Source organism: Nitratireductor sp. StC3 (assembly GCF_003015025.1).
In the GTDB taxonomy this organism is placed as follows: Bacteria; Pseudomonadota; Alphaproteobacteria; order Rhizobiales; family Rhizobiaceae; genus Mangrovimarina; species Mangrovimarina alexandrii.
The window spans coordinates 323,972-346,454 of sequence record NZ_PYBP01000003.1 but is presented as its reverse complement, the minus strand read 5'-3'; the positions used below and the strand labels follow the sequence as shown (position 1 = coordinate 346,454).

Below are 22,483 nucleotides of genomic sequence, written 5' to 3'. Positions count from 1 at the left end.
CGCTCGGCCAAACGAACCTTTTTTCCCGCTGCCGCGGACGCTTCGATCCGACCTGGTTCCCGCGCCAAGTGACCATTCGCAGCCGCCGTTTCAAGGTTTGGCATCGAGGTTTTTGTCCGAATGGTCAAATCGGCGCGTTTCGGGCTCATGGCTCGTCGGGGGTCGGCTGTTGCTGGCGGGGCGGGTCGATCGCGTCCTGCGCGGCACCGGTGACGGCTTCCTTTTCCTCCGCCGACAGGGGACGATCGGACAACACCTCCACCTTGACGTTGCGTTGGGCGAAGTTGATGCCGTTGGCCTCGAACGTGTCGCGCAGTTTCTGGTAGGCGTCCCGGCGGATCACCCATTGCGCGCCGGGTTTGGCCATGAATTTGACGCCGACGACCATGTTGAACTCTTCCATGCGGCGCACACCCTGGGATTTCAACGGTTCGATCAAATAGTGGCCGTAATTTTCGTCGGCCTGGAGCTCGGCACCGACCTTCTTGACCAGTTTCTTGACCAGTCTGAGGTCGGTGTCGAAGGGAACCCTGAACTCCAGCTTCATGATCACCCAGTCGCGGCTGTAATTGGTCAGCGATTTCAGTTCGCCGAACGGAATCGTATGCACGGCGCCGCGATGGTGACGCACGCGCATCGAGCGCAGCGACATCGATTCGACCGTGCCGCGCAGGTCGCCGATCTCGACATATTCGCCGACCCGGAAAGCATCGTCGATCAGGAAGAAGATGCCCGACACGATGTCGCGCACCAGCGATTGCGCGCCGAAGCCGATCGCGACGCCGAGAATGCCGGCCCCGGCGATCAGCGGCGCGATGTTGACGCCGAGCGAGGAGAGCGCCGTCAGGCCGACGAGCGCGATCAGGGCGACCAGAAGAATGTTGCGCGTCAAGGGCAGGAGCGTGGCCATGCGCGCTTCGGGGCCCGGCGGTTCGCCGGGCGGCGGGGCGACGTAACCCGCCATGCGGCGGTCGATCGCGGTCTTGGCCCAGCCCCAGACCAGATCGGCGATCAGCGCGGCGGCGGCGATGTCGATGGCGATTTTGACCAGACGCCCGGCGAAGCGCGGCGAGTCCGACAAGGCGGCGATATTGGTGTTCCAGGCGGCCGCCAGCACCAGCAGCGCCAGGCCTGCCAGGGCAAACCGGGCGACGCGGTGGATCAGCGGCCGATAGATGGCGTAGCGCTCGTCTTCGGCCTGGGCCGGGTCGCGCGCGTCCGAGGGGGCGTCTGCGACCGCGCCGTCGGCGGGTTCTTCCGGTCTCGCGTCGTCTGGCCCGGCGGCGTCGGCCTGCTGCGCGACGGGTGCGTCTTCTCTTGCGCTTTGCTCGGCGCGGTCGACGAAATGGTCGGCCATCACCCGGATCAGCCGCGCGGCCGGCACGAACATGCCGAGGACCAGCACGGTCCACATCAATTCGTGGGCGTCGAAGACCCACAACAGATAGGCGAGGAGGACGACAACGCTGATCACCGTCGGCTGGACACGCAGGCGGGCCGTTTCGAAACGCCGCGCGGCCCCTGCCGGCGGTGCGTGGTCGCGGGCCAGCCCGCGCGACAACGTCCAAACCATGGCGATCACCGCCGCCGTGGCGCCGGCGCCGAGCACGACGGCGACGGCGAGCGCGGCATTGACGGCCTGCGGCGAGCCCGACGGGCCCTGCGCCAGGAAGGCGAACGTGTCGGACAGCATCATCGCGCTGGCGAACACGACGGCCACCACCAGATGCCAGCGATGGATGCGCGCGGCCATCGGTGTTTCGAGAGGCACCAGCCGCAACTGGGCGTTGCGCGGGGCGAGGATGAAGCGCGACAGCATGGCGAGCGCGCGGATGCCGATCACCGTCAACAGCACGCTGACGACCACCCGCTCCAAAAAGGCCGGCCAGCCGAAGCTCAAAAACGTGCCGATGCTGCCGAGTGCGAACAGCAGCAGGCCGCTTGCCTGGAGCAGCAGGCGGCCGCCCGCCCCGCGCAGGCGCTGGGCAAGGCTGTGCGGCGGTGTGTGTTCGATGCGCAGCAGAACCGGATGGAAATATTGCCAGAACAGCCATTCCAGTCCGCCGCCGATAAACAGGAAGACGATCACATAGGTGAGGCTGCGCAGCGCCGCACCGCGCTCGAGCTGCGCGCGCCAGGCCTCTGCGAGCACATCGGGAAGATAAGGAAAATTGGACCAGGCCGCGCCCAATTCGGCGATGCGCCGGCGGGCCGCCTTCAGCCGGTCCTCGATCTCGGCGCGCAGCGACCGGTTCGCCGTTTCCGGCTGCGGCAGATCGGCAAGGCGGGTCTTGAGCCATTCGACGACGCGCGGATCGCCGAGAATGCGCAGCAATTCCTGGACATCGTTGGCGGAGGGCTCTCCGACGGCCTCGTCCTGGGCCTCAGTCTGCGCTGCCGGCTGAGTGACCTGGCCGGCCGCCGGCGCCATGCAGGCGAACCACATCAGCAAGGCGGCGAGGGCACGAGCCGAGCGCATCATCATGCCGTGCTCGGCTCGCCGTGGCGCGGCCCGTCCGCCGCCTCCGCTTCGAGGTCATGCATGTCGCGCGGCCGCAGGAACGGCGACAATACCCGCTCGACCGTCATCTCGCCGGCCGGAGGCTTAAGCTGGCAGGCAAGCCGGACGTCCGGCGGCGCGGCCAGCCTCGCAAGGGTTTTTTCCTCCGCCTCTGTGCGCTCGGGCAGTTTTTCCGTCGTCGCAAGCACGCGCACGCGACATGTTCCGCAACGCCCGCGACCGCGGCACAGATTGGCCATCGGCGTATGGTTCAGCCGGGCGATTTCGAGCAGGTTCAGGCTGGTGGAGCCGGTCATGACCGGCCCGCCGGCAAGGGTGATGCGCGCGCGACCGTGACTGCCGGCGACGCGGAACTGGCGGGCGGCGAAAACGGCGGCCAGCAGGATCAGATAGAGGATGAAGACGGTCCAGTTGATCCGCTTCAAAAGGGCCAGGATCTCGTCGAAGGGGCGGGTCAGGACCGGGGGATCGAGCGGCGGTATGGCGCCCGGGAACGCGGCCGGGTCGTCGACATAGGCGATCGCCTGGTTTCCGGCCTCCACGAAACCGAGCAGGCCGAGCACCGGGATGGCGACGGCGAGCGGGTAGAGGAAGCCCCCGATGCGCGGCCACCAGGGCTGGATGCGCGCCCAGGTGTAGACGCCGACGCAGCCATGGACCCACAAAAAGGCGAGAAGCAGCACCTGCCTGAGACCCTCCTGGGGCTGGTCGATCCAGAAATAGGGGATCAGCAGGGCGAAGCTCGGCACGATGCCGAAACTGGCGGCGACGACCGTGCCGACGACATGCGGGGTCAGCAGCGGCACGATGGCCAGGCTCGCCACGAGCTGGACGCTGTCGGAGGCGGACAGGCGAAGCGTGTTGCGCTGGTAGATCGCGACAAGGCCCAATGCCGCGTGCGCGATCATCGACCCGGCCAATATGGCGGTGCCGAGCGGGTTCGACCACAGGCCCATGAGAACCGGCCTGGCCCGGTCCATAAGGGCGATCGAATGCAGTCCGAGCGCCACGTTGAGGAGATGGATCGTCACGAAGACGAACAAGATCAGGCCGCTGATGATCCTGATCCGCCGTGCCATCGACCCCCCTTTCGTGCCCGCCGATCACCTTGCCGCAAATGACGGTGGCATGGCAACAGGCGCGGCACGCGCCCGGTTCAATCGTCGTGACTAGCGTCGTGACCGGCGTCGTGCGCGCGGGTCGCGTCGGCGTGGGCGCTGTTGCGCAACCGCAAGAAGCTCATAGAGATGTGCGCGCGGCGGATATGGCCGACGACTTCCAGGTCGCCGATCTCCACGGCGGCGACGATGTCGGCCATCTCGCGGTGAAAGATGGTGATCTCGGTGTTGAGCACCGCCTGGTAGCTTTCCAGCCGCGAGGCGGTCTTCAGCCAGATGCGGGTCGTTTGATAATAGAGCAACTCGCTGATGGCGCGCAGCGGCTCGTTCGCGGTCAGCGAGTTCAGCAGATGGAAAAAGTCCATGTTGATCTCGGCGAAGGCGCGCGCGTCGGGTCTCGCCACCAGCGCCTCGCATCGCGCCAGCAAGGCGCGAAAGGCATCGATCTTGTCCGCGTCCGGCTGGACGGGGCTCAACTTGCCGATCAGCTCGGCGAGCTCGACGCGCAGCTGATAGACCTGCTCGAGCGCGTCGATGTCGATATCGGTGACGATGGTGCCGACGCCGTGGACGGAGCGCAGCAGGCCCTCGTCCTCGAGCCGGGCGAGCACCCGGCGGATCGGGGTGCGGCTGACGTCGAACTCGTCGGCCAGCGTTTCCTCGCGCAGGCGTTCGCCCGGCGCGTAGTCGAGCAGGCAAATCCGCTTGCGCAGCACCGCATAGATGCGCTCGATGCGTTCGCGCGACCCTCCGGTCTGCATCGCGCCGTCTGCGGCCGGCAGGCCGCCCAGCGTCGGAACGGCGGTCATCGGCTCATCTTCCGTCGCAACCGCTCCAGCATGCCCAGGCAGGCGTCGAGCTGGTCGAGTGCCACGAACTCGTCCGGCTTGTGGGCCTGGTCGATCGATCCCGGGCCGCAGATCACCGACGAGATGCCGGCGCTTTGAAACAGGCCCGCCTCGGTGCCGAACGGCACGACGCCGGCATGCGTCTCGCCGGTGAGTTCGAACACGATGCGGCGGGCCTCCGAATCGGGCACGGTGCGCAGGCCCTCGACCTCGCCGATCACATGGGTGACGATCTCGGCGTCGGCCGAGACCGCGCGCATGGCCGGGCGCAGGACCTGGTCGACATAGGCGCCGAGATCGGCCTTCACGAAATCCGCGTCCTCGGTGCTGACCGGGCGCATTTCCCAGTCCACGGCGCATTGGCCGGCGATGATGTTGCGCGCCGCGCCGCCGGCGATGCGGCCCACCTGGACGGTCGTCCAGGGCGGGTCGAAACGGCTTTGTTGCGGCGCGCGGCCTTTGAGTTGTTCGCCCAGATCGAGCAGGCGGGCGATGTAGCGGACGGCGTATTCGACGGCGTTGACGCCGCGTTCGGGCGCCGAGCCGTGGCCTTCGAGACCGGTGAACTCGGTCGTGTATTCGTAACAGCCCTTGTGGCCTTCGATCACGCCCATGCCGGTCGGTTCGCCGATGATGGCCACGGCGGGCCGCAGGCCGGCGCCGGCGAGTTCGCGCACCAGCGCCCGGGCGCCGAAGCAGCCGATTTCCTCGTCATAGGTGAAGGCGAAATGGACCGGACGGGCGAGTTCGGTTTCGGCGAAGGCGGGCGCCATGGCGAGCGCGCAGGCGATGAACCCCTTCATGTCGCAGGTGCCGCGGCCGTAGAGGCGGCCGTCGCGCTCTTCGAGCTGGAAGGGATCGCTCGACCAGTCCTGGCCCTCGACCGGGACGACGTCGGTGTGGCCCGAAAGCACGATGCCGCCATCGCCGGGCGGTCCGAGCGTGGCGAACAGATTGGCCTTGCCGCCGGTCTCGTCGCGCATGATCGACATGGTTGCCCCGGCGCTGCTCAACAGGTCGGCGGCGAAGGTGATCAGGTCGAGATTGCTGTCCGCCGAAACGGTGGCGAAGCCGACCAGGTCGGCCAGGATCGCGCGGGTGCGATCGAGATCGGCCATGGCGCTCAGTCCTTGACGAAGAGCTCGCGCGGCCGGACGCACAAGCACTCGGCCGGGCCGCCGTCGCGGATGAGGATGCTCTCGGTGATCTCCAGACCCCAGTCGCTCATCCACAGTCCGGGCATGAAATGAAAGGTCATGCCGGCCTCGAGCACGGTCTCGTCCTCGTGGCGGAAGGAGATCGTGCGCTCGCCCCAGTCGGGCGGATAGGAAAGCCCGATCGGATAGCCGCAACGGCCTTCCTTCTCGATGCCGGCGCGTTCGAGCGACCCGAACAGGGCGCGGGCGACGTCGCCGGCCAGATTGCCGGGCCGGGCTGCTTCCAGTCCCGCTTCCAGCCCTTCCACCAGCGCCTTTTCGGCGTCCAGCATCTCCTGCGGCGGCTTGCCGAGGAAGACGGTACGGCAGAACGGCGCGTGATAGCGCCGGTAACAGCCGGCGATCTCGAAAAAGGTCGCCTCGCCGGATGAAAAGGGCCGCCCGTCCCAGGTCAGGTGCGGCGCGGTGGCGTCGGCGCCGCTCGGCAGCAGCGGCACGATGGCGGCATAGTCGCCCCAGGCTTCGCCCGTGCCGCGGATCGCGTCGGCGTAGATCTCGGCGACGAGTTCGTTCTTGGGAAGGCCGGGCTCGACGCGGGCCAGAATGCCGTCGACGATCTTTTCGGAGATCGCGGCGGCGCGGCGCATGAAGACGATCTCCTCCGGCGACTTGACCGCGCGCTGCCAGTTAACCAGCGCGGTGGCGTCGACAAAGGTTGCCTCCGGCAGGGCTTCGGTCAGCACGAGATGCGCCTTGGCGGAGTAATAATAATTCTCCATCTCGACGCCGATGCGCTTGCCGGCGTAACCGCGCGCGCGCAGCCGCTCGGCCAGGTCCTCCATCGGGTGATAGCGCGTCGACTGGATGTAGCGGTCGGCATAGCCGGCCACGTCGCTGTCTGGCATCCATACCGTGCGCAGGGCGCCGTTGGCGTCCTGGGTGCGGCCCCACCACAGCGGATCGGCGTCGTGGAACACGACCACGCCCTGATGCACGTAAAACGACCAGCCCTCATAGCCGGTCAGCCAGGCCATGTTGGACGGATCCTCGACGAAAAGCACGTCGATATCGGCCTTGGCCATCGCCGCGCGCACCTTGGTCAGGCGGCGCTGATATTCGGTCTGCGTGAACGGTAAGTCGGCGGCCGGCATGGTTCCTCCCTCGGCGACGGTTGCGCGGCGTCGCCCGATGTCGGACGATAATGTGTACATCTATTTGCACGCAAGCAAAAAAATATACTCAAGACTATTGATAAAAGCAGAAATCCGTTGACATCCTGCGCTTGGGCGTGATGTTGTACACAACAAAAGCATAATGGGTGAACCTCACAATGGGAGTATCGTTATGAGACGTGCAATCCTGAAAGGCGCCGTCGCGCTCGGCATCGCTGCGCTGACGGTCGGTTCGTGGGCCGGATCGGCCTCGGCGGGCGACCTGCTCGACAAGATCAAGGCCGGCGAGACGATCCGTGTCGGCTTCTCGAACGAAGTTCCCTGGGCGTATCCGGGCGACAACAACGAGCCGCTCGGTTTCGTCAACGCGATCACCATCGACATTCTGAAGAAGATGGGCACGACCAAGATCGAGCCGGTGGTGACCGAATGGGGCTCTCTGATCCCGGGCCTTCAGGCCGGCCGTTTCGACATCATCACCGGCGGCATGTATATTTTGCCGGAACGCTGCCGCAACGCGCTGTTCACCGAGCCGCTGGGCACGTTCGCCGACGCGCTGCTCGTGCCGAAGGGCAATCCCGAGGACCTGCATTCCTTCGACGACGTGCGCGACAAGGAGCTGATGTTCGTCACCGGCGCCGGCTACAACACCGTCAAGAACGCCAAGAATGTTGGCATCGCCGACGACAAGATCATGCAGGTCGCCGGCCCGGCCGAGATCCTGCAGGCGGTCAAGGCCGGACGCGCGGCGGCCGGCAGCGGCACCTACTTCACCATGAAGGAATTCGCCGACAAGGATGAGGCGGTCGAACTCGCCGACCCGTTCACCCCGCCGGTCATCGACGGTTACCCCGGTCTGGCCTTCCTGCCCAACCAGCAGGAAGAGGTCGACGCCTTCAATGCCGCGCTCAAGGAGTATGTCGGGTCCGAGGAGATGATGAAGTCGGTCGAGCCCTACGGCTATTCCAAGGCCAATCTGCCCGACGGAACCCCGACGGCGGAGCTCTGCAAGGGCTGAGACGGTGCCGCGTTTGGCGTGTCGTATCCGATGTGAACCCGGGGCGTCTTCCGGCCGGTGAGCCGGAGGACGCGGGATGGAAATCGGCTTCATGAACGAGTTCGCCCTCGGTTTCAGCGTCGCTGCCCTGGTCAAGGGCGCGGCGGTCACGCTGCTCGTCACCACCGGCGCCTCGATCGTGGCCATCGTGCTCGGGCTGGCGGTCGGTCTGGTCCGCGTGTCGACGCTGGCGCCGCTGCGCTGGCTGGCCGTGGCCTATATCGAGTTCTTCCGCGGCACCTCGATGCTGGTGCAGCTCTACTGGTGGTTCTTCGTGCTGCCGATTTTCGGTCTGTCGCTGTCGCCGTGGACCGTGGCCATCGTCGGTGTCGGCATGAACGTTTCGGGATACGGGGCGGAGCTGGTGCGCGCGGCGATCCAAAGCGTCGATCGCGGCCAGTACGAGGCCTCGACAGCGCTCAACTTTCCGCGGCTGACCATGATGCGGCGCATCATCGTGCCGCAGGCGATCCGCGGCATGCTGCCGCCCTGGGGCAATCTCCTGATCGAATTGCTGAAGGGCACGTCGCTGATCTTCTTCATCACCATTACCGAACTGACCACCGCCTCGAAGCTCGCCGCCGACGCCACCGGCAATTATCTCTTGTTCTTCGCCGTCGCGCTGTTCGGGTATTACCTGATCGCCCGCGCCATCATCACGCCGCTGGTGCGCTGGCTGGAGCGCCGCTTCTCGCGCGGCTTCATCCGGGAGGCGGTGGCATGAGCATCTGGGACTGGGAGTATGTCAGGGAGGCGATGCCCTATCTCCTTCAGGGCGCGATCGTCACCGTGCAGGCGACGTTTCTGGGCTTCGCGATCGCGCTGGTGCTGGGCCTGGTCTTCGCGCTGATCCGGCAATCGCAAAATCGGATCGTTTCCGGCACGATGGCCGAGATCGTCGAGTTCATCCGCTCGACGCCGCTGCTTTTGCAGATCTTCTTCGTCTATTTCGTCGGTCCGCAATTCGGTATCGTCATTCCGGCCTGGACGGCCGGCATCGGCATGTTGGGCATCCATTACGCCGCCTATTGCTCGGAGTGCTACCGGGCCGGCATCGAGAATGTCGACGGCGGCCAGTGGGAGGCCTGCACCGCGCTCAACCTGTCGACGGCGCGGGCCTGGCGGGTGATCATCCTGCCGCAGGCGATCCCGCCGATCGTGCCCAGCCTCGGCAATTATTTTATCGGCATGTTCAAGGACACGCCGATCCTGGCGGCGATCGCGATCCTGGAAATGCTGCAGCGCGCCAAGAATTTCGGCGCCGAGAACTATCGCTATATCGAGGCGATCACCATGGCGGGCGCGCTTTATCTGCTGTTCAGCCTCGTCGCCTCTGTGATCGTCCAGATGATCAGCCTGTGGCTCAACCGCCGCTACCATCTGCAGTAGGAGCCTCGCCATGAGCGATCCGATGGTCCGTTTCGAAAACGTCACCAAGCGCTACGGGGCGCTGACCGTGCTCGACCAGCTCAATCTCGACATCGAGCGCAACGAGAAAGTGTCGATCATCGGGCCGTCGGGTTCCGGCAAGACGACGGTGCTTAGAATGCTGATGACGCTCGAGCGCATCAATGATGGCGTGATCTGGGTCGACGGCGAGCCGCTGACCCATATGGACAGGAACGGCACGCTGGTGAAGGCCAGCGAGCGTCATTTGCGGCGCGTGCGCGGCAAGATCGGCATGGTGTTCCAGCACTTCAACCTGTTTCCGCACATGACCGCGCTGCAGAACTGCATGGAGGCGCCGGTGTCAGTCCTCGGCCTGCCCAGGGACGAGGCCGAGAGCCGCGCGGCCGAACTGCTCGACATGGTCGGCCTCGCCGACAAGAAAGGGCATTTCCCGATCCAGATGTCGGGCGGCCAGAAGCAGCGCGTGGCGATCGCCCGGGCGCTGGCGATGCGGCCGAAGGTGATGCTGTTCGACGAGGTGACCTCCGCGCTCGATCCAGAGCTCGTCGGCGAGGTGCTCAACGTCATCCGGCAACTGGGCGCCGAGCACGACCTCACCATGCTGATGGTCACCCACCAGATGGGTTTTGCCCGTGAATTCTCCGACCGGGTCTGCTTCTTCTACGGCGGCAAGATCGCCGAGCAGGGACCGCCCGACAAGCTGTTCAACGACCCCGACAGCGACCGCACGCGCCAGTTCCTGAGCGCCGTGCTGGAGGCGGGGTAGCGGGCAGGGTTTTGTTCGACAGCCGCTTTGTCTTTTCTGTTGCGATCTATCCTGACATGACTTCCCTGACCCTTTGCGATATTTTCGAGGCCCGGCGCACCATTGACGGCATCGCGAGCGACACGCCGCTGGTGCCGTCGCCGCATCTGGGCGCGCGCGCCGGCGGCGAATTCCTGCTCAAGCTGGAAACGACGCAGCCCGTCGGCGCCTTCAAGCTGCGCGGCGCGGTCAACGCGGTCTTCAAGCTGAAGGACGCCACGCGCGGCGTGACCTGCTGTTCGACCGGCAATCACGGGCGCGGGGTGGCTTTCGCGGCGCGGGCGCGCGGCATCAGGGCTGTGATCTGCATGTCCTCGCTGGTGCCGCAGACCAAGATCGACGGCATCAAGGCGCTGGGCGCGGAGGTGCGCATCGTCGGCCGGAGCCAGGACGAGGCGCTGGCGGAAAGCCAGCGCCTGTGCGCGGAGGAGGGACTGACGGAGATTTCGCCGTTCGACGACCCGCACGTGATCGCCGGCCAGGGCACGATCGGGCTGGAGATCATGCAGCGCCGCCCCGATCTCGCGACGCTTTTGGTGCCGCTGTCGGGCGGCGGGCTTGCCGGCGGGGTGGCGCTGGCGGCCAAGACGATCAAGCCGTCAGTGCGGGTGGTGGGCATATCGATGGACCGCGGAGCCGCCATGCATGCCTCGCTGGCGGCGGGCCGTCCGGTCGAGGTCGAGGAGGTGGCGAGCCTGGCCGATTCGCTCGGCGGCGGCATCGGGCTCGACAACAAGCTGTCGTTCCGGCTTTGCCGCGATTTTCTCGACGATGTGATCCTGGTGACGGAGGAGGACATCTACCGCGCCCTGCAGACGCATTATTTTGAGGACCGGCTGGTGTGCGAGGGCGCGAGCGCGGTCGGCGCCGCAGCCCTCATCGCCGGAAGGCTGGGCGATCTCGCCGGCCCGGTCGCCACCATCATCACCGGCCGCAATGTCGACATGACGGTGTTCAGCGCCATCATTGGCGGCGCGGCTGTGACGCTTGGCGACTATCGCATCACGGGAGCGCCTTATGCCGCATGAGATCACCATCCTGACCGAAACCGAGTTGCGCGCGGCGGTGCGCCTCGATCTCGCCGCCGTCGACACGGTCGAGCGGGCTTTCGCCGCGCTCGCCTCGGGCAAGGTGGTGATGCCGCCGGTTCTGTCGATGGCGATCCCTGACGCCAATGGCGAGGTCGACGTCAAGACCGCCTATATTCCCGGCTTCGACGGTTTCGCGATCAAGGTCAGCCCCGGCTTCTTCGACAATCCGGCGCTCGGCCTGCCGAGCCTGAACGGGCTGATGGTGCTGTTTTCGGCGAAGACCGGGCTGGTCGAGGCCGTGCTTCTGGACAATGGCTACCTGACCGACGTGCGCACCGCGGCCGCCGGCGCGGTCGCGGCCCGGCATCTGGCGCCGGCGACGGTGACGACCGCCGGCGTCTACGGCGCCGGCGTGCAGGCGCGTCTGCAAATCCAGGCCGCTCACCTGGTGCGTCCGTTCCGGCGTGTGCTCGTGTGGGCGCGCGACGGCGCCAAGGCCGCGGCCTGTGCGGCCGACATTTCGGCCGCACTCGGCATCGAGGCCAGCGCCATCGCCGATCCGGCCGAATTGGCCGCGCAATCGCAGCTCGTGGTGACCACGACGCCGGCCGAGGAGCCAATCTTCCTGGCCGACTGGCTGCATCCCGGTCTGCACGTGACGGCGATGGGCTCCGACCAGGGCGGCAAGAACGAGATCGAGCCGCGCGTGCTGGTCGAGGCGGGGCTTTACGTCGCCGACCGGGTGAGCCAGTGCGAACGGCTCGGCGAGTTGCGCAGCGTGATCGAGGCCGGGCTTTGGCGCGGCGGCACGCCGGGCGAACTGGGCGACATCGTCACCGGTGCCAGGCCCGGCCGGGAAAGCGAGATGCAGGTGACGGTGTGCGACCTGACCGGCACCGGCGCGCAGGATACCGCGATCGCCACCGTGGCGCTGGCGGCGGCGCGCGCCGGCGGGGCGGGCACGGTGATTTCGACCTGAATGGCGTGCGCATGCTGAAACTCGACGATCGCGACATGAAGATCCTCGCCATACTGCGCGAGGAGGGGCGGATCTCGAAATCCGAGCTCGCCCGGCGCGTCAACCTGACCGCGGCGCCCTGCTGGGAGCGGCTGAAGCGGCTCGAAAACGCCGGCATCATCACCGGCTACCGGGCCGAAGTGGCGCTGAAGAAGATCGCGCCGCATGTCGTGATCTTCATGGCGGCCGAACTGGAGGGACACCGGGCCGAACATTTCCAGATTTTCGAGCGCGCGGTCGCCCGCCACGACGAGATCGTGGCCTGCTGGGCGGTCGGCGGCGGTTTCGACTATATTCTGCAGGTGATCGCGCGCGACATCGACGCCTATCAGCGCCTGGTCGACGAGTTGCTGGAAAGCCAGGTCGGGCTGGCGCGCTATTTCACCTATGTCGTGACCAAGCCGGTCAAGATTTCGGCGCGGCTGCCCTTCGCCGCGCTGGTGCCGCCGGCCCCGGAAGACGAATGAGCGCTCCCAGGGCGGGCAAAACGGAAAAACCGTCTGCGCGGGGCGGGGTCTTCAAGAAAAACTTCGCCGGCCGCCGGTCGACACTTCAGGCGCAACCGGAACGGAGGAGCCCTGCCATGAACGCGGTCGCCAAGCTGGAAAAGACATCCCTGTCCGCGCTGCGCGATCCGCGGCTTTTCCGCGAGTTCGCCTATGTCGACGGCGCGTGGGTCGCCGGGGCGTCGGGAACGGCGATCGACGTCACCGATCCCGCCGACGGCCGCAGGATCGGCGCGGTGCCGGCGCTGACGGCAGGCGATGTCGAGACGGCGATCGCGGCCGCGCATCGCGCCTTTTCCGCCTGGTCGGCGAAATTGCCGCAGGAGCGCGCCACCGTGTTGCGGCGCTGGTTCGAGCTGGTCAGCGCGGCGCGCGACGATCTCGCCCGGCTGATGGTGGAGGAGCAGGGCAAGCCGCTGTCGGAAGCGCGCGGCGAGATCGACTACGCCGCCTCCTTCATCGAGTTCTACGCCGAGGAGGCGAAACGGCTCAACGTGGAAAGCGTGACCTCGCATCTTCCCGGGGCCGAGATGTCGGTGATCCGCCAGCCGGCCGGTGTGGCGGCGCTGGTGACGCCGTGGAACTTTCCCGCCGCCATGCTGACGCGCAAGGCGGCCGCCGCGCTCGCCGCCGGCTGCACCGTGGTCGCCCATCCGTCGTCCGAGACGCCGTTTTCGGCGCTGGCGCTGGCCGAGCTGGCCGAACGGGCCGGGCTGCCGGCCGGCGTCTTCAACGTCCTGACCGGACGCGCGGCCGAGGTGGTCGGCGCGATGACGGCCTCGCCGCTGGTGCGTGTCGTCTCCTTCACCGGCTCGACCGAGATCGGACGGCTGCTCTACGCCCAATCGGCGCCGACGGTGAAGCGCCTGGTGATGGAGCTCGGCGGCCATGCGCCCTTCATCGCCTTCGCCGATTGCGATTTCGAACGCGCGGTGGAGCGCGCCGTCGCGGCCAAGTTCGCCACCTCGGGACAGGACTGCCTGGCCGCCAACCGCTTTTATGTCGAACGGCCGATCTATGCGCGCTTCGTGGCGGCCTTTGCCGAACGCGTGGCCCGCCTGACCGTTGGGCCGGGCCTTGCCGATCCCGATATCGGGCCGCTGATCAATGCCCGCGCGGTCGCCAAGCAGCGCGAGCAGGTGGCCGACGCGCTGGCGCGCGGCGCGCGGCTGATGGCCGGGGGCGAACCGCATCCGGCGGGCGAGAATTTCTTTGCGCCGACCGTGCTTGCCGATGTCGACGACGACGCGCTGATCTTTCGCGAGGAAACGTTCGGCCCGGTGGCCGCCTTCGCCCCGTTCGACGCCGAGGACGAGGTTCTGGCCAGGGCCAACGCCACCGAGACCGGGCTGGTGGCCTATCTGCATACCGGCGATACCGGGCGCGCGGCGCGCCTGGCGCGGGCGCTCGAGTTCGGCATGGTGGCGGTCAACCGCACCAAGATCACCGGCGCGCCGGTGCCGTTCGGCGGCGTCAAACAGGCCGGCCTCGGGCGCGAGGGCTCGCGCCACGGTATGGAAGCCTATGCCGAGATCAAATATATCTGCCGCGAAACCGATTGAGGCGCCGATGCACCGCAACCCGTTTTCCGACGCGGAACTGGCCGGGCGCGTGGCGCGGCTGCGTGAGGCGCTTGCGGCGCTCGCCCTGGACGCGGCGCTGATCTCCACGCCGGAAAACATCTTCTATCTGACCGGCCTCGACCATTGGGGCTATTTCGCCCCGCATATCCTGATCGTGCCGGCCGATGGCGAGTTGGTGCTGGTCACGCGGGCGATGGAACGGGTTTCGATCGAGACCTATGTGCGCAATGCCCGCTTCGAGGGGCATGCCGACACCGAGACGGCGGCCGATCTGGCGGTCCGGATCCTGCGCGGCCGGTTCGCCGCCCGGGCGCGGCTGGGGCTCGAGCACTGGTCGGGGGGGCTGAGCCTCGGCCTCGGCCAGGCGCTCAGTGCGGGGCTGGCGGATGTCGACTGGCACGATATGACCGGGCTGGTGGATGCCATGCGGCTGGTCAAGTCGCCGGCCGAGCAGGCGCTGATGCGCCAGGCCGCCGGAGTGACCGACGCGGCGGTGTCGGCGGCGATGGCGGCGCTCGGCGCGGGGGCGGACGAACGCGAGGTGGCCGCGGAATGCCACGCGGCGATGATCCGCGCCGGCGGCGACACGCCGGGCTTCGGTCCCTTCATCCGGCCGGGCACGCGGCTCGGCGAGGAGCACGCGACCTGGGGCGACGGGCGCTACCGGGCCGGCGAGCCGGTGTTTCTGGAACTGTCGGGCTGCGTGGCGCGCTATCATGCGCCGATCGGCCGGCTGGTCCATGTCGGCGGGATCGAAGCCGACGACGCGGCGATGGCGGAGACGGCAAAGGCGGGCTTCGACGCGGTTCTGGCCGCGCTCAGACCGGGACGGACGGCCGGTGCGGTCTATAGGGCCTGGCAGGATGTGGTCGATGCGGCCGGGCTTTCGCATTACCGCCGCCATCATTGCGGCTACGCGGTCGGCATCGGCGTGCCGCCATCGTGGACCGGCGGCAACCGCGTGACCGGGTTGCGCGCCGGCAGCGACATGGAAATCAAGACCGGGATGAGTTTTCACGTACTCTCCTGGCTGATGGGTACGGGCCGGGGCGACTATTTCGTGTCGAACCCCGTGCTGTTGACCGAAAACGGCGCCGAGATACTGACCGAGACGGATCTCGGCCCGACCGTGACATAGGAGGAAGCCATGCTCAGAAACGATCTGCTCGACCAGTGGGACCGGGAGAATTTCTTCCATCCCTCCACGCATCTCGCCCAGCACGCGCGCGGCGAAGCGCCGAACCGCATCGTGTCGGGCGGCAAGGGCGTGTTCATCGAGGATCGCGACGGCAACAGGTTGCTCGACGCCTTCGCCGGCCTTTATTGCGTCAATGTCGGCTATGGGCGGCCGGAAATCGCCGAGGCGATCGCCGAACAGGCCAAGGAACTCGCCTATTATCACGCCTATGTCGGCCACGGCACGGAGGCCTCGATCACGCTCGCCAAAATGGTGCTGGAGCGTGCGCCGCAGGGCATGTCGAAGGTCTATTTCGGCCTTGGCGGTTCCGATGCCAACGAGACCAACGTCAAGCTTACCTGGTACTACAACAATATTCTCGGCCGGCCGGAAAAGAAGAAGATCATCTCGCGCTGGCGCGGCTATCATGGTTCGGGCCTGGTGACCGGATCGTTGACCGGGCTGGAGCTCTTCCACAAGAAGTTCGATCTGCCGCTCGAGCGCATCCTGCACACCGAAGCCCCCTATTATTTCCGCCGGCCCGACCTGGCGATGAGCGAGGCCGATTTCGTCGCCCATTGCGTGGCCGAGCTCGAAGCGCTGATCGCGCGCGAGGGGGCGGACACCATCGCCGCCTTCATCGGCGAGCCGGTTTTGGGCACCGGCGGCATCGTGCCGCCGCCGCAAGGCTATTGGCAGGCGATCCAGACGGTGCTGGAAAAGCACGACATCTTGCTGATCGCCGACGAGGTGGTGACCGGTTTCGGTCGGCTGGGCACGATGATGGGCTCGGACCATTACGGCATGAAGCCCGACATCATCACCATCGCCAAGGGGCTGACCTCGGCCTATGCGCCGCTGTCGGGCTCGATCATCGGCGACCGGGTGTGGACGGTGCTGGAGCAGGGGACCGACGAGAACGGGCCGATCGGCCATGGCTGGACCTATTCCGCGCACCCGATCGGTGCTGCGGCCGGTGTCGCGAATCTGAAGCTGATCGACAGTCTCGGCCTGGTCGAAAACGCCGCCGAAACCGGCGCCTATCTCAACGCGGCGATGAGCGACGCGCTCGCCGGCCACGTTCATGTCGGCGAGGTGCGCGGCGAGGGCATGTTGGCCGCTGTCGAATTCGTGGACGACAAGGACAAGCGGACATTTCTCGATCCGTCCAGGAAGGTCGGCCCGGCCGTTGCGGCCGCGCTCCTGAAACGTGGCGTGATCGCCCGCGCGATGCCGCAGGGCGACATACTGGGTTTTGCGCCGCCGCTCTGCCTGACGCCGGCCGAGGCCGACGAGATCGTTGCCAAGACGGCCGAGGCCGTCGCCGAAGTGCTGGGCTGAACGGCCGGCTGCGCGCGATCCGGCAAGTGGAATGAAATGCCGCTTGCCGGCAAAACCGCGCAAAGCCGTTCCGCAAGCCGGGTTCCGGTGAGAGGACGGTTTCCTGCTAATCCGCCCCGGATGGCGTATTTTGCAGCCAGTGTCATCCGGAGCCTCGAGCCATGGATTTCGTCCCCCTGATCGATCAATTGGGCGAGCGCGGAACCGCGATCGCCGGCGGCGCGCTGATCGGCGCGCTTTTTGGCGTTTTCGCTCAGCGCAGCGCCTTTTGCACCCGTTCGGCCGTGCTCGACCTGACGCGGGGGCGCGATCCGAAGGCGCTCGCCGTCTGGGCGGCCGGTTTCGCCGCTGCCGTGCTCGGCGTGCAATATCTACTCGCAAGCGGCCGTCTCGGCGTCCTGGAAACGCGCTTCTTTTCCACCGCGCAGAGCCTGTCGGGCGCGCTGATCGGCGGCGCCCTGTTCGGCGTCGGCATGGTGCTGGCGCGCGGCTGCGTATCGCGGCTGATCGTGTTGTCGGCCTCGGGCAATCTGCGCGCCCTCTACACATCCGTGGTGATCGCGGTGGTGGGGCTGGCCACCTATAGCGGCGTGCTGGTGCCGGCGCGCGACGCAATCGGCGGCCTGTGGAGCACGGCGCAGCTTGGCGGCAACGACGTTCTCGCCCATGCCGGTCTCGGCCAGCAGGCCGGTGTCGTCATCGGCGCGGCGCTGGCGATTGCGGCGCTGCTGCTGGCGGTGAAGGCGCGGCCGTCGCCGTGGCGGGTCGTCGGCGGGATCGGCGTCGGCCTGTCGGTGGTCGCCGGCTGGTGGTTCACCTACACGCTGTCGCTGCAGGTGTTCGACCCGATCCAGGCCGAGAGCCTGTCCTATATCCGCCCGCTCGCCACGACGGGCGGGCTGGCGGCAGCCGGCAGCGACGGACCCGGTCTCGACCAGGGCGTGCTGGTCGGCACGCTCGCCGGCGCCTTCGCGGCGGCACTGCTGTTCCGCGAGTTCCGGATCGCCCGTTTTTCCGAACCCGGAACGCCTTCGCTCCTGCGCTACACGCTCGGCGCGGCGCTGATGGGGTTCGGCGGCATCCTGGCCGTCGGCTGCACCATCGGCGCCGGTTTCACCGGCGGCGCGGTGCTGGCGCTGTCGTCGCTGCTCGGCCTAGCCGCCATGATCGGCGGCGCGGCGGCGGCCGACAGGCTGATCGACGCCCGCCCGGCGGCGGCTGCCGTGGCGTCGCGTTCGCACGCGGTGCCGGCCGAATAAAGCCCGTAGGCGGCGCAGCGGCCCCGAGGCGGGATGGCGTTTCAAAGGGCCGCCATCCCGGTTGTCTGCGCCACGGAGCCGATCCTTTTCCGACAAGCGGCGTGCGCTCAGCCGAACATGTCGGAGACGATGCCGAAATACCAGCCGATCGATTCCTCGTAGGTGGCCTTGCGCAGCGCGGCGTCCTCGCCGGTCTGACTGATGAAACTCGCCACCGAGGTGATCTTGCCATCCTTGGGCTCGTACTGGGCGCCGACCTTGACGCCGTCGTCGGTCTCGATCAGCGACCAGCAGGTGTTGGAATATTTCGCCGGAAAGACCCTGGAATCCGTCAGGTCGCCGCGGACATTCATGGCCGCGATCTTGGCCTGGCTGTTGGCCGAGAAGCCGGATTTGGGCATGTCGCCGGCGATCGAGGCATCGCCGATCACGAACACCGCCTCGTCCATCGTCGAGCGCATCGAGGCCGCGTCGATCGGGCAGAAGCCGCTGTCGTCGGCAAAGCCGTCGGCGATGGCGCCGGCCTTCTGGGCCGGGATGACGTTTAAGAGCACGCCCTTGAAGGTGTCGAAATCGGTCTCGACCGTGCCGGCAGCGGCGTCGACGGTCTTGATGCCACCATGGATGTCGGGCCCGTACCACTCGACCATGCCGGGATAGTGTTTTTCCCAGCCGGCCTGGAACAGGCCCTGTTTGGAGAATTTCGCCTTCGGATCGAGGACGACGATCTTGGCGCCGGTGTAACCCTTGGCTTTGAGCACATGCGCCATCATCGAGACGCGCTCGTAAGGCCCGGGCGGGCAGCGATAGGGGTTGGGCGGGGCGACCATGACGATCGTCTCGCCGTCGGCGACGGCGTCGAGCCTGGCTTTCAAAAGCTCGGTCTGCGGGCCGGCCTGCCAGGCATGCGGGGCGATCTCGGCCGAGGCCTGGGAATAGCCGGGCACGGAATCCCAGATCATATCGATGCCGGGCGACAGGATCAGCCGGTCATAGGCAAGCGTGGCGCCGTCGGCCATGGTCACGGTCTTGGCGGCGCGGTCGACCGCGCTCGCGCGGCCCGTGACCTTGGTGATGCCGTAGGCCGAGACCAGTTGGTCGTAGCTGTGGGTGATCGACTGCAAGTCGCGGAAGCCGCCCAGATAGAGATTGGAGAAGAAACAGGTGGTGAAACTGTCGCCGTCCTCCACCAGGGTGACGTCGATCGCCCCGTTGGAATCCTTGGCGACATATTTCGCCGCCGTCGCGCCGCCCGCGCCGCCGCCGATCACGACCACGCGCGGCTTGCCCTGGGCGCGCAGATATGTGGGCGCGGCGAGGCTGGCCGCGCCGGCGCCGACCAGTGTTGTAAATTGCCTTCTCGTCAATCCGGTCATGGCATCCTCCCGAGTACCGGTTTTCAGTGAAAGACGTTCTTGCGCGTCATGCTCCAAATCCAAGTGCCGTTCTGCTTGTCACGAAATCGCAGGCCGGCTTCACCTTCTCGTTTCAACGCGTTTCCGGACGGCGAACCGGCATCCCCTTCGCCCGGAAACGCTCTAAGGCGACAGCTCGGCGAAATAGGCGGCTAGGGCGGCGATTTCGTCGGCTTCCAGCCGCGCCGTCATCAATCGCATGACCTCGTTGGCGCGCAGGCCGAGCTTGTATTCCACCAGCGCGCGCACCGTGTGATCGACCGGCAGGCCGGCGATCGGCGGTATGGTGCCGCCGGCACCGGACGACTGGTGGCAGGTCACGCATTCGCCGCCGAGATATTCGCCGAAAGCGGGGTCGCCGTCGAGGGACAGAATTTCGGTCTCCAGATGCTCGGCCCGCAGCAGGTCTTCGGCCGATGGCGGCGGCGGGCCGGCCTCGCTGGCCAGGACGGGGGAGCCCGTGGACAGGGCAACGGCACTGAGCATCAGGCCCAATAGCGGGCCCAGTATCGGGCTCGGTGTCGGGCGCCGCGACACGATACCGGCATTCTTCGGCACGTCGTTCCTCCCGCGCTGCGTCATTGGCGCTGGCATTGCCGGTCAGTCGATGCCGCCGCCGGAGCCGTCCTCGTCGCTGTCGCCGTCCGGCGTCACGTCGAGCACGGCGGCGTGCTGGGCGATCTCGGCCTTGCCCGGCTTGCAGTCGCGCATGCAGGGCTCGGCCCCGGCCGCATAATGCGGTTCCTCATACCGGTCGTCGGCGACGAAGCCGTCCTCGTTCGGCAGCCGGATCGTGGCCAGATTATCCTGGTTCAACTCAAATGCCTCGTCGGTGACGATGTCGTTCAAATATAGCACATAGGCGGTCAAGGCGTAGACGTCGTCGTCCGACAGCGAGCGGGCGTTGCCGAAGGGCATGGCGCGGCGCACATAGTCGTAGACCGTCGACAGATAGGGCCAGTAGGAGCCGATCGTCTTGACCGGACGCTCGCGGGTCAGCGTATCGTAGCCGCCCGCCAGCACCGGCCAGCGCCCGATCGCCTCGCCGAAATCGCCGTGGCAGACCGCGCATTGCTCGGTATAGACCGTCTCGCCCTCCAGAACCGTGCCGCTGCCGACCGGCAGGCCGGCGCCGTCGGGACGGATGTCGATGTCCCAGGCCGCGACCTCCGCCTCGGTGGCGGGGCGGCCGAGATGGAAGACGCCATGCGTGGGCGGCTCGGCCGCAGTTTCCGCCTCCACCACGGCCCCTTCGGGCTCGCCGGCTTTGGGTTCGGCTGCCGCGCCATCCTCGGTCGCCGTGTCGGGCGCGTCGGCCGGCGCTGGCTCGGCGGAGGCCGCGTCGTCGTCGCCCGATTGCGAGAACGTCGCCAGATAGGCGAGGACATCGTCGATTTCGGCGTCCTTCTTCAGACCGGCAAAGGCCATCCGGTTGCCCTTGATGAAGGCGCGCGGGGCGGTGAGATAGGCCGCCAGCGTCTCCTCGTTCCAGACCAGCCCGTCCTCGCCGGCCTTCATCATGGCGGGCGAATAGCGGAAGCCCTCGGCCGTGCCGGCGATACGGCCGAACACGTCGTTCAGTTGCGGGCCGACCCGGTTCTTGGCGCCATCGCCGACGGCGTGACAGGCCTTGCACTTGGCGAAGACCCTTTCGCCGGCGTCAACGTCGCCTTCGGCCAGGGCCGCCGCCGGCAGCAGCGACAGGGCAAGCGCGGCGGCGAGCCTAGGAAATCTCGACATTCTCGACCACTCCGTCTTTCGCCACATGCCAGGTCTGGATGCCGTTATTGTGGTAGATGGAATTCTCCCCGCGCGCGGCGCGCAGATCGTTCTTGGTCGGCTGCACGAAGCCGTTCTCGTCGATGGCGCGCGACTGCAGGAAGAGTTCGGAACCGTCCCAGTCGAAGGCATGGTAGAAGCGGTGCAGCGCCTTGGGCAGGCTCGGCCCGTCGAGACGCGCCGTCGTCCAGTTGCGGCCGCCGTCGATCGAGACGTCGACCCGGCTGATGCGCCCGCCGCCCGACCAGGCAAGCCCGGCCAGAACCAGCCGGCCGCGGCCGTGGGTGACCGGCGCCTGCGGGCTCGGATTGGTGATGACGGATTTGACGTCCATCTGCCAGGTGAAGCGCCTGGCTTTGCCATTGGCGAGCAGGTCGGTATATTTCGAGGTCTCCTCGCGCAGATGCCACGGCTTGTCGCCGATCTCGATGCGGCGCAGCCATTTCACCCAAAGATTGCCTTCCCAGCCGGGCACCACCAGCCGCAGCGGATACCCCTGGCCGGGCCGCAACGCCTCGCCGTTCATCTTGAAGGCGACCAGGCAGTCGTCGAGCGCCTTTTCGAGCGGCAGCGAGCGCGACATCGCCGAGGCGTCCGCGCCCTCGGGCATGACCCAGGCCGCACCCGCGCGGATGCCGGCCTCCTCCAGCAGGTGGCGCAGCTTGACGCCGGTATACATCACGCAATGCACCATACCGTGCGTGTACTGGCAGCCATTGAGCTGCGCGCCGCGCCATTCCATGCCGGAATTGGCGGCGCATTCGAGGAAATAGACGTGGTTTTCGCGCGGAAAACGCATCAAATCGGCCATGGTGAAGACCAGCGGCGTGTCGACCATGCCGTTGATCATCAGCCGGTGCTGCGCGGGGTCGATCTCGGCGATGCCGGCGTGGTGGCGCTCGAAGCACAGCCCGTTGGGCGTGATGATGCCGTCGAGCTCGTGCAGCGGCGTGAAGTTGACCGAGGAAATCGGATCGGCCGTCAGCCACGGCACGTTGCGGCGCACCACATGGGCCTCGTAGGGCGAGGGCACGCCGTAGGGCTCGGCGTCGACGCCCGGCCCGGCATAGCGGTTCCAGTCCTGGATTTCGGTGATGGCGGGATCGTCGGCCGCGCGCGCGGCGGTCGTCGCGGTGGCGAGTGCCGCGCCGGCGGCCAGGCCGCCCTTCAGAAAGCCGCGTCTCGATGGCTGATCAGGCATGGTTCGGTTCCGTCCGGCCGGGTATCTATATACACATATGAATTTTAATATATATCAAGCCGCAACTCATCTGTCCATCGCCGCC

The 22,483-nt window shown here is 67.1% G+C and carries 20 protein-coding genes; 11 read left to right on the top strand and 9 right to left on the bottom strand.

Translation table 11 applies throughout. The features are described 5' to 3' along the window. Positions 1-145: 145 nt before the first annotated feature. From C7T96_RS08775 to doeA, 5 genes are all read right to left on the bottom strand, one after another. The gene (locus tag C7T96_RS08775) at positions 146-2,485 is read right to left on the bottom strand and encodes a mechanosensitive ion channel family protein (protein WP_106570819.1); all 2,340 of its coding nucleotides are present in this window, start codon (positions 2,483-2,485) and stop codon (positions 146-148) included. Continuing rightward, on the bottom strand, positions 2,482-3,600 hold the full coding sequence (locus C7T96_RS08770; protein ID WP_106570818.1) for a 2Fe-2S iron-sulfur cluster-binding protein: 1,119 nt from the start codon (positions 3,598-3,600) through the stop codon (positions 2,482-2,484). The genes C7T96_RS08775 and C7T96_RS08770 overlap by 4 nt, the downstream gene beginning before the upstream one ends. 77 nt (positions 3,601-3,677) lie before the next feature. Further along, positions 3,678-4,448, bottom strand: coding sequence for a GntR family transcriptional regulator (locus C7T96_RS08765; RefSeq protein ID WP_245414101.1), 771 nt, complete (start codon positions 4,446-4,448; stop codon positions 3,678-3,680). Next, on the bottom strand, positions 4,445-5,605 hold the full coding sequence (gene argE / locus C7T96_RS08760; protein ID WP_106570817.1) for an acetylornithine deacetylase: 1,161 nt from the start codon (positions 5,603-5,605) through the stop codon (positions 4,445-4,447). Before argE ends, C7T96_RS08765 begins: the two co-directional genes overlap by 4 nt. A 5-nt stretch (positions 5,606-5,610) precedes the next feature. Further along, positions 5,611-6,795 (bottom strand): ectoine hydrolase DoeA, encoded by a 1,185-nt coding sequence (gene doeA, locus C7T96_RS08755; protein ID WP_106570816.1) that lies wholly within the window; start codon positions 6,793-6,795, stop codon positions 5,611-5,613. 193 nt (positions 6,796-6,988) lie between these two features. Here doeA and ehuB point away from each other — a divergent pair, with 193 nt between their 5' ends. From ehuB to C7T96_RS08700, 11 genes are all read left to right on the top strand, one after another. Beyond that, complete coding sequence (gene ehuB / locus C7T96_RS08750; protein ID WP_106570815.1) at positions 6,989-7,834, top strand: ectoine/hydroxyectoine ABC transporter substrate-binding protein EhuB; 846 nt, start codon at positions 6,989-6,991, stop codon at positions 7,832-7,834. A gap of 91 nt (positions 7,835-7,925) precedes the next feature. Then, positions 7,926-8,597 carry an ectoine/hydroxyectoine ABC transporter permease subunit EhuC gene (gene ehuC / locus C7T96_RS08745; protein ID WP_106570959.1) on the top strand — a complete coding sequence of 224 codons (672 nt, stop codon included), beginning with the start codon at positions 7,926-7,928 and terminating at the stop codon, positions 8,595-8,597. Next, positions 8,594-9,262, top strand: a complete 669-nt coding sequence (gene ehuD, locus C7T96_RS08740) for an ectoine/hydroxyectoine ABC transporter permease subunit EhuD (RefSeq protein WP_106570814.1) — start codon at positions 8,594-8,596, stop codon at positions 9,260-9,262. The genes ehuC and ehuD overlap by 4 nt, the downstream gene beginning before the upstream one ends. Before the next feature lie 10 nt (positions 9,263-9,272). Further along, a complete protein-coding gene (gene ehuA, locus C7T96_RS08735; RefSeq protein ID WP_106570813.1) occupies positions 9,273-10,049 on the top strand; it encodes an ectoine/hydroxyectoine ABC transporter ATP-binding protein EhuA in 777 nt (258 codons plus the stop codon). A 56-nt stretch (positions 10,050-10,105) separates the two neighbouring features. Then, positions 10,106-11,116, top strand: a complete 1,011-nt coding sequence (gene eutB / locus C7T96_RS08730; RefSeq protein WP_106570958.1) for a hydroxyectoine utilization dehydratase EutB — start codon at positions 10,106-10,108, stop codon at positions 11,114-11,116. Then, complete coding sequence (locus tag C7T96_RS08725) at positions 11,106-12,098, top strand: cyclodeaminase (protein ID WP_106570812.1); 993 nt, start codon at positions 11,106-11,108, stop codon at positions 12,096-12,098. The genes eutB and C7T96_RS08725 overlap by 11 nt, the downstream gene beginning before the upstream one ends. Before the next feature lie 11 nt (positions 12,099-12,109). Further along, a complete protein-coding gene (locus tag C7T96_RS08720) occupies positions 12,110-12,604 on the top strand; it encodes an Lrp/AsnC family transcriptional regulator (RefSeq protein ID WP_106570811.1) in 495 nt (164 codons plus the stop codon). A gap of 116 nt (positions 12,605-12,720) precedes the next feature. Next, positions 12,721-14,205, top strand: a complete 1,485-nt coding sequence (locus C7T96_RS08715) for an NAD-dependent succinate-semialdehyde dehydrogenase (protein ID WP_106570810.1) — start codon at positions 12,721-12,723, stop codon at positions 14,203-14,205. Positions 14,206-14,212: 7 nt separating this feature from the next. After that, positions 14,213-15,364 (top strand): Xaa-Pro peptidase family protein, encoded by a 1,152-nt coding sequence (locus C7T96_RS08710; protein ID WP_106570809.1) that lies wholly within the window; start codon positions 14,213-14,215, stop codon positions 15,362-15,364. Positions 15,365-15,373: 9 nt separating this feature from the next. Further along, positions 15,374-16,744: an aspartate aminotransferase family protein gene (locus C7T96_RS08705; protein ID WP_106570808.1), complete on the top strand. Its 1,371-nt coding sequence runs from the start codon at positions 15,374-15,376 to the stop codon at positions 16,742-16,744. Between the two features lie 161 nt (positions 16,745-16,905). Next, on the top strand, positions 16,906-18,003 hold the full coding sequence (locus tag C7T96_RS08700; protein WP_106570807.1) for a YeeE/YedE thiosulfate transporter family protein: 1,098 nt from the start codon (positions 16,906-16,908) through the stop codon (positions 18,001-18,003). A gap of 107 nt (positions 18,004-18,110) precedes the next feature. Here the strand turns inward: C7T96_RS08700 and C7T96_RS08695 are convergent, their stop codons facing one another. The 4 genes from C7T96_RS08695 to soxC form a co-directional block, all read right to left on the bottom strand. Continuing rightward, positions 18,111-19,379, bottom strand: a complete 1,269-nt coding sequence (locus C7T96_RS08695; protein ID WP_106570806.1) for an NAD(P)/FAD-dependent oxidoreductase — start codon at positions 19,377-19,379, stop codon at positions 18,111-18,113. Positions 19,380-19,541: 162 nt separating this feature from the next. Continuing rightward, positions 19,542-19,976, bottom strand: coding sequence for a c-type cytochrome (locus C7T96_RS08690; protein WP_146149154.1), 435 nt, complete (start codon positions 19,974-19,976; stop codon positions 19,542-19,544). Positions 19,977-20,018: 42 nt separating this feature from the next. Further along, a complete protein-coding gene (locus C7T96_RS08685; protein WP_106570804.1) occupies positions 20,019-21,158 on the bottom strand; it encodes a c-type cytochrome in 1,140 nt (379 codons plus the stop codon). Beyond that, positions 21,142-22,398, bottom strand: coding sequence for a sulfite dehydrogenase (gene soxC / locus C7T96_RS08680; RefSeq protein ID WP_106570803.1), 1,257 nt, complete (start codon positions 22,396-22,398; stop codon positions 21,142-21,144). The genes C7T96_RS08685 and soxC overlap by 17 nt, the downstream gene beginning before the upstream one ends. Positions 22,399-22,483: the final 85 nt, after the last annotated feature.